This is a genomic window from Psittacicella hinzii (assembly GCF_003585935.1).
Lineage (GTDB): Bacteria > Pseudomonadota > Gammaproteobacteria > Enterobacterales > Psittacicellaceae > Psittacicella > Psittacicella hinzii.
Genome location: NZ_NRJG01000167.1, coordinates 1 through 5,184, shown reverse-complemented (window position 1 = coordinate 5,184; position 5,184 = coordinate 1). Strand labels below are relative to the sequence as shown.

The 5,184-nt window shown below is 33.7% G+C and carries 5 protein-coding genes; 3 read left to right on the top strand and 2 right to left on the bottom strand.

Features of this window, described 5'->3' with window-relative positions; all coding sequences use genetic code 11:
* Positions 1-206 precede the first annotated feature (206 nt).
* The 3 genes from ulaR (at position 207) to CKF58_RS07570 (ending at position 2,506) form a co-directional block, all read left to right on the top strand.
* Positions 207-905 (top strand): HTH-type transcriptional regulator UlaR, encoded by a 699-nt coding sequence (gene ulaR, locus CKF58_RS07580; protein ID WP_281270698.1) that lies wholly within the window; start codon positions 207-209, stop codon positions 903-905.
* A gap of 24 nt (positions 906-929) precedes the next feature.
* On the top strand, positions 930-1,997 hold the full coding sequence (ulaG, locus tag CKF58_RS07575) for an L-ascorbate 6-phosphate lactonase (RefSeq protein ID WP_119532573.1): 1,068 nt from the start codon (positions 930-932) through the stop codon (positions 1,995-1,997).
* 236 nt (positions 1,998-2,233) lie between these two features.
* Complete coding sequence (locus tag CKF58_RS07570) at positions 2,234-2,506, top strand: hypothetical protein (protein ID WP_119532571.1); 273 nt, start codon at positions 2,234-2,236, stop codon at positions 2,504-2,506.
* 141 nt (positions 2,507-2,647) lie between these two features.
* Here the strand turns inward: CKF58_RS07570 and CKF58_RS07565 are convergent, their stop codons facing one another.
* Together CKF58_RS07565 and CKF58_RS07560 are read right to left on the bottom strand one after the other, a co-directional pair.
* Positions 2,648-3,505 (bottom strand): M48 family metallopeptidase, encoded by an 858-nt coding sequence (locus CKF58_RS07565; protein ID WP_119532569.1) that lies wholly within the window; start codon positions 3,503-3,505, stop codon positions 2,648-2,650.
* A complete protein-coding gene (locus CKF58_RS07560) occupies positions 3,505-4,317 on the bottom strand; it encodes a M48 family metallopeptidase (RefSeq protein WP_119532567.1) in 813 nt (270 codons plus the stop codon). The genes CKF58_RS07565 and CKF58_RS07560 overlap by 1 nt, the downstream gene beginning before the upstream one ends.
* Between the last annotated feature and the right edge of the window lie 867 nt (positions 4,318-5,184).

Here is a 5,184-nt window from a genome sequence, read left to right as displayed (position 1 = left end):
GAAAAAACCGCAACTTAAAGCTGCGGTGTTAATTTTTATTTAAATTTTTTATTAAATTTCTTTAACTTTCGTAAATTTTATTATTGCTATAGTGTTAGTAACTTAAACACAACTGAATTAGACCTATGACCAATGAATCCTATGTTAATAGTGAACAAAAACAAGGCTTCCTCTTAAGTTAATTAGAATTAGTCGATGTTTTATCAGTGTCACAAGTAGCGCATATGCTTGGAGTATCTCCTGTAACAGCAAGAAGATACATCCGTCAATTAGCTGCAGCTGGTAAACTACAAAAAATTCGTAACGGTTGTACAAAAATTGCAGCCAATAATTTTCATGAGTGGTCGAGTTTTAACATTAATACCTCACATAACTATGAAGAAAAGCGTCGTATTGCTATGGCTGCTGCCGCTTTATGTGATGATGGTGATTCAGTGATAATTAATTGTGGGTCTACAGCGTTCTTATTGGGACAAGAAATCTGCGGTAAAAATATTCGAGTGGTAACCAATTATTTCCCACTACTTAAGTTCTTAATTGAACATCATGTACGAGGAGCTACTATTGTAATTGGAGGTCAATTCTACCCAGAAAAGAATCTTTTTATTACCAACGATCTTCATCATAACCAAATTTATGCTGGTAAATATATGTTTACTAGTGGCTCTGGACTTACTGAACAAGGTTTATTTAAGTCAGATCTTCTAAGTTTACTTGCTGAACAAAAACTCATTCCTCAAGTGCAAAAACTCGTATGCTTAGTCGACTCTGAAAAAATAGGTTCACGTCAAGGTCAGCTTTTTGTTCCAGCTCCGAATATTGATATTCTGATTACGGGCAAAAATGCCGATCCGCGTGTTATCGCAGCCTTAAAAGTCCAAGGCGTTGAGGTTATTACCGTTTAATTTCCCACTTAAGGACTTTTTGATATGAGTAAAGTTACTGAAATTACCCGCGAGTCTTGGATTCTTTCTACTTTCCCTGAATGGGGTACTTGGTTAAACGAACAAATTGCCGACTATCAAGTACAACCTAATACCTTTACTATGTGGTGGCTAGGTTGTGTAGGCATTTGGCTCAAAACCGCAGAAAATACCAATATTTGTGTTGATTTTTGGTGTGGAACAGGTAAACGTACAACCCGTAATCCATTTATGAAAAAACAACACCAAATGATGCGCATGGGTGGGGTAAGAGCTTTACAACCTAATTTACGTACTGCCATTTTCCCATTAGATCCATTTGCTATTCGTGAAGTGGATGCGATTATGGCAACGCATGACCATGCTGACCATATTGACGTTAATGTGGCTGCAGCAGTAATGCAAAACTGTGGTGAACACGTAAAATTCATTGGACCTCAAGCTTGTGTTAACTTATGGACAAGTTGGGGTGTACCTGCTGAAAGATGTATTGTTGCTAAAGTTGGTGACACTATCGAAGTAGGCTCAGTTAAAATTCGCGTACTTGATGCCTTTGACCGTACGGCTTTAGTTACTTTACCAGAAGGAGTATCTTCTACTGATAAAGCTATCCTCGATCAAATGGATCAACGTGCAGTAAACTATTTATTCGAAACTTCTGGTGGTAATTTATATCACTCTGGAGATTCACACTATTCTAATTACTATGCTAAGCACGGTAATGATCACCATATTGATGTAGCTTTAATGGCTTATGGTGAAAACCCACGTGGAGTTACAGATAAATTAACCGCATCTGACTTATTACGTGCGGCTGAATGTTTAAAAACTCAAGTAGTAATCCCAGTTCACCATGATATCTGGTCTAATTTCCAATCAGATACTCGTGAAATTGAATTACTATGGAAGTTGAAAAAAGATCGTCTATGTTGGGATTTCCGACCATTTTTCTGGCAAGTGGGTGGACAATACACCTTTCCAACTGATAAAGATAGAATGTTTTATCAATTTGATAGGGGCTTCCATGATATCTTTATCGACGAACCTGAGCTACCTTATCGTAGTTTCTTGTAGATATGTTTTATTAATTACTTTATTGATCCTCTTATCACCGATAAGAGGATTTTTCCGTTTTAATCCCAGAATTTACAATAATCGAGTAGTTAAATTTTAATAAAATCACCGATAACTAAAATTACCAATTATCAAGACTTAAAGCACAAACTTAACAATTAATTAGAACTTTTGGCTAAAATGCCTGTCATAGAATGGCAAATGTTTTTTCAATTATTAATTTATAAGGAATTTTTATGTTCGGTGATATTTTAAATAAAGCTTCACAAATGATGGATACTGTTAAATCATTAAAAGATATTGATTTAAGCAACCCAGCAAAAGCTTTAGACAGTATTAAAGAATTAAACTTTGATGATGCAAAAACTGCATTACAAAACTTATTACCTAAATTACCTTTAGGTGAAGACTTAGTAAGTGGTTTCTTAGGTAAATTAGAAGAAGCTACAGCTAACAACGAAACAATTCACGCGATTGTTGAAAAAGTAAAAGAATACTTAGCAAAATAATTTAGCTACAATTAAAGCCGAAGTTAGAACTCTAACTTCGGCTTTATTTATGGTAAGTTTATAGTAATTTTAATCACTTGAGAGCGAATTTAATTACTTAAAAATTTGCTTAATTTAAATGGATTTTTGCTTCCCTTTAACTTAGTACCGATTTTGTAAATTCGGTTTTACGTACGGGAAGTTCTCTTTTACCCCATGTTTTTGATAAATGGTCATTAACTCATATATCTCTTTAGCTTGAGGTAAATGTTTTTGTAATAAACTTACACGTTTTTCTGAATAAGGGTGATCACTACGAAAATCACTATCACTACTTTCGAGAGTTCCTAGTTTTTGGAATACACTTACAGCAGCACTAGGATCAATACCAGCATTAGCAATTAGATACATACCTAACACATCTGCTTGTAACTCTTGAGTACGGCTATAAGTTAATCCTACTAAGACTCGACTTACAAAATCCCCTACTCCATCTGTACGCGCATTATTTGAACCGGTTAATAACTGGAATACAAATGAACCTATATTTTCAGCAGCTTCGGTAAGATTTTCTTGCGCTTGACGATTACGAGCATGTTCTAGAATTACATGTCCCATTTCATGACCGATAATCGCAGCTACTTCTGCATAGGTTAATTCTAACTCATCAATTATTCCGGTAAAGATAACAATGCCTCCACTAGGCATTGCATAAGCATTAATGTTATCTGATTTAATGAGATTGAGCTCCCAGTTATACTGTACTTCTGGATATAAGTGGTTATACACTACGACCATCCGTTCAAAAAGATTTTGAATCATCATGGCGCGGGTTGTTGAATTTTCCACAGCGCGTTTGTTTTCATAGTTAGCCATAACTTGGTTGTAACTAAGAGTAGAAAGATAGTCATAACGCGCTTTATTGTAAATCGGATCTCGTAAGTAATACAAGGTAGTAATAACTAGTACTAGCCCTAAAAAGATAGCAAAGATAATCGTTTTACGAACAAGGTTTTGCATTATTTGGCTTTTTTCGCTTGTCTATAAAGTTCTAAAGCTTTTTCCATGTGTTCGCTTAAAGTAGCGTAACGTTTTTCATCTGTTGGGTGAGTTGAGAAAATATTTGCTGTTTTTTCAGCTCCAAGTTTTTCAGAGTAAGCAGCCATTTTCTTCCAAAGGGTTAAACTAGCACGTGGATCATAACCAGTTTGTGCCATTAAATATAAACCTTCCACATCAGCTTCAGTTTCATTTGAACGACTATAAGGTAGAGTAATACCCACAGCACCAATTGCTGAAGATAAACTATAAAGTGAGTTTGGATCAACACCAGAAGCTACACCTACAGCCACAGACCCAATAGCTAAAGCTCCATTTGTAACTAACTGACCTGCATAAGCTTTACGGCTATGTTCGTTAAGAGCATGAATCATTTCATGACCCATTACGGCAGCAATTTCATCATCAGTTAGTTTTAAGTTTTCTACTAAACCAGTATAAAAAGCAATTTTGCCTCCAGGCATAGCAAAGGCATTTACAGTGTTACTTTTGAATACAGTTAATTGCCATTCAAACTCAGTTCCAGTTTTGTTTAATTTATTCGCAAATGGAATCATGCGTTTAAAAATAGCATTAATACGACGGTAAGTAGCACTACTTCTATCAACTGCTTTTTGATTTTCAGTAACTAGTTGCGTGTACTGTTGAGCACTTAAAGCATTCATTTCAGTACTGCTTGGAGCAACAATATTTGTAACAACTGAACAACTTGCTAAAGCTAAGCTGCCCACAACAATTGTTTGGCAATAGCAACGTTTAAATAATGTAATCATAAGTTGATTTAAGATATAAAAGTAAAGAAAGTACTAGCTAGTTCAAAATTAAACCACTAGAAGATACATGAATTTAAAAACTAGAGGAAGAGATTTAACAACTGATCTCTTGTTGTTATTGGATAAAATTCTTGGTTAATCAGACCATCTAAATTGGGGATTAGGTTATCTTTAGCCATTCATAGGCTATCTTGTATATTATAGCGGAAAATCACACTCCTGATAAAGACAACAGTAAATCCATCAATCTTCGTAACTTTTTTCTCGAGCTTAATGTTTTTTGACAAAGGATAAGTTAAAGGCAATCTAACAAATAAGAATTAACTTTAAACAATATTCTTATTATCTAGACTGTAATTATTATCTAGTACGTACTTATTGTAGAGAATTTACTAATTGTCAAAATATAAACCTTCGAAACTACGCTTCTTATTGATGGTTTATTGATGGTTTATTGATGTGGATTTATTGATGAGGTTTTATTGTAGCAATAATATTGTCTAATCAAAAGCAACTTATGTACAGCGTTACTTTTATTATTTTTATGTCTGAAGCAACAAAATAACCATTACTAAAATATGGTTATTTGGATAAAAAGATACAACTTTTTCTTCTAACTCACTTCACCACCAAAGACCATTTACCTTTAATTATCAAGGCTTTAGTGTTGTTTTTGAATTTAAGAAATACAACTTACTCATTTTAGTTCTTTGTAGTTATAAGGCGCATATATTAAATAGACTTAAAACTCCGACTATAGATTTTATAGTTTTTAATAAAATTTTATTCACATCTTTATAGTTTGTTTAAAATTATTAAACCTTCATTTAACTAATTTAAATAAATTTAGCAATAATTTAATAATTA